Here is a 2,029-nt window from a genome sequence, read left to right as displayed (position 1 = left end):
CGACTAATGTTGGACTTGACTGGTTTCGAAAGGTTCAATCCAGCCATGGCGTGATATTATACAGTTCAACGCGAAGACGCCAAGAGCCAATATTTTTAATATCAGCTACGTAATCGCAAATATAAGAGTGATTGGTCTTTACCAAGCTGGATATGACTATAGGATGTAATTTGGTGGTTAATAGTCTTTCGATTGAAACCGATAATCCGCTGCCTGAAAGTTGTTTTATTGGGAAAGCATTATCCGATGGTTCCCCTACTCTATAGTCATAGGAATGACTTATGATATGTCTAATAAGATTATCATTCATCTTAAGTGAACTTTTAGCTTTAAAATATTTAAAAGACATTCGATTACATCCTTGTCAAAGTATTCCTTTTCCTCAATAATTTCTTTCTCATCTATATCTACAGCATAAACTGAAAATCCATCGCCAATAAATCCAATATCCAAATAAATTGGGTTATCATCAAATTCCCATAAGAAATTAATCTCGCCATCTTCCGTAAGATGGACAGAAGGCAAATCCACATCACTTTCTTGGATTAGATCCCAAAAGTAGTTAGCATTTCTTATAGCGCTCCTATCTGGAGACAATGCATGTTCTCCATTCCAATTATCTAATAAATTAGCGTAGTGACCTAGGACTTTACTTATATTTTCAGGTGTCTTTGCTAAGACTGGCATCGCAAAGCTCAAAAAAAATAATTTCTGATATTATAGCATTAAGAAACTGACTAACAAGCAACCCCTATGAAACCAACAGGGCATTCAAACGCTCTATTTGAAAACTCTGAGTCATGCTTTCACTTTCTTGCCTGGAGCGATGCATAGTACGAAACACTATTTAAAAACGCGTATAAATTTCTTCATTATCAGTAGGAAGACTCAATTTTATACCTGATATTTGATCAACAATTACAGTTAACCCTAGTACATCCAAACAGTGAACTTTCTGAATATCGAGTCGTATAACCTCCTTTTTGTGATGAAACAATCTAATACAGTTGTTTTCAACTTCAACACTCAAATTGAAAAGATGATTACATTTTTCCCAGAAACTACGTTCCACATAACAGCAATTCGGTAAGAAACCTTCTTTACTACCTATCCGATCTATTAGATAACTTTTTGAAAATGCTGTATTTATTTGAAACTCAGAAGGATTATATAAAATATTGGTTTTTAAAAATTCTTGGGCTTCTTTTCTTTGACAGCCCTTATCATAAACAAGAAAAGAATTACCGGTAATCAACTCAGAAAAATATTGCATCCTTTCGCCGCCTGCAAAAATCGTTCTAAGACCAAGACCGTATTCTTCGCATAGCTTTTTTGAATTATAATAAGCAAAAAATAGATTTCGAATATAAATAACAAATGGCAAACTAAGATCAACTATTTTAAGATTTTCACTGATATCACATGTGCGAGCTAAACCATCGTTTAAAATTAAAAATTTTTCGCACAATAAGCCTGGGATAGGAATAGCAGAATGTATATTTAATTCAATAAATTTATGTAGCAAGATGATATAATTATCTTGTTGAATATCATCTAAATTCCATTTTAATTTATCGAGTACTTGTCCATATCCGCAAATATCAGACCACACCGTAACGCAAGAAATTGGCTTATTTCTTTTTGTTAAAGAAAAAATACGCCGCCTCATTGCTTCTTCATATTCTTCCGTTTCGTGTGGTTGAACCAAGGCAGTTTCCTATTTATCCGGCTTAATTTGAGTATATACGCTACACGAATTAGTTTTAGAATCACCGCTTGACAGGTCAAAGTTATTAGTCAAAAAGGAATCTAATTATGGTTTATATTGCTGGATTTTTAAAAACCCTTGAACACCTCTTTAAAGAAACGAATTTTTCAGAATATTTTTTGTAAATTAATTTTTAACAATGACAACATTAAGACGATGATGAGTGTACGGTAACATTGCAGGGCTTTTGGTTAAGCCCTTTAAAAAACCATAATGATTGGCAGGTAGTTGTTGATATTGCTCATATAGCCCAGGGCCTTC

At 33.5% G+C, this 2,029-nt stretch carries 2 protein-coding genes; both read right to left on the bottom strand.

Annotated features, from left to right (window positions below; all coding sequences use genetic code 11):
- Positions 1 to 306 precede the first annotated feature (306 nt).
- Positions 307 to 687: a hypothetical protein gene (locus Lfee_RS12555; RefSeq protein WP_058447355.1), complete on the bottom strand. Its 381-nt coding sequence runs from the start codon at positions 685 to 687 to the stop codon at positions 307 to 309.
- A 160-nt stretch (positions 688 to 847) separates the two neighbouring features.
- Positions 848 to 1,708, bottom strand: coding sequence for a hypothetical protein (locus tag Lfee_RS12550; protein WP_058447354.1), 861 nt, complete (start codon positions 1,706 to 1,708; stop codon positions 848 to 850).
- Positions 1,709 to 2,029: the final 321 nt, after the last annotated feature.

The sequence above is a fragment of the Legionella feeleii genome (genome assembly GCF_001467625.1).
GTDB classification, from domain to species: Bacteria; Pseudomonadota; Gammaproteobacteria; order Legionellales; family Legionellaceae; genus Tatlockia; species Tatlockia feeleii.
The sequence above is the reverse complement of the archived record's forward strand: the minus strand, read 5'-3'. Positions and strand labels throughout refer to the sequence as shown.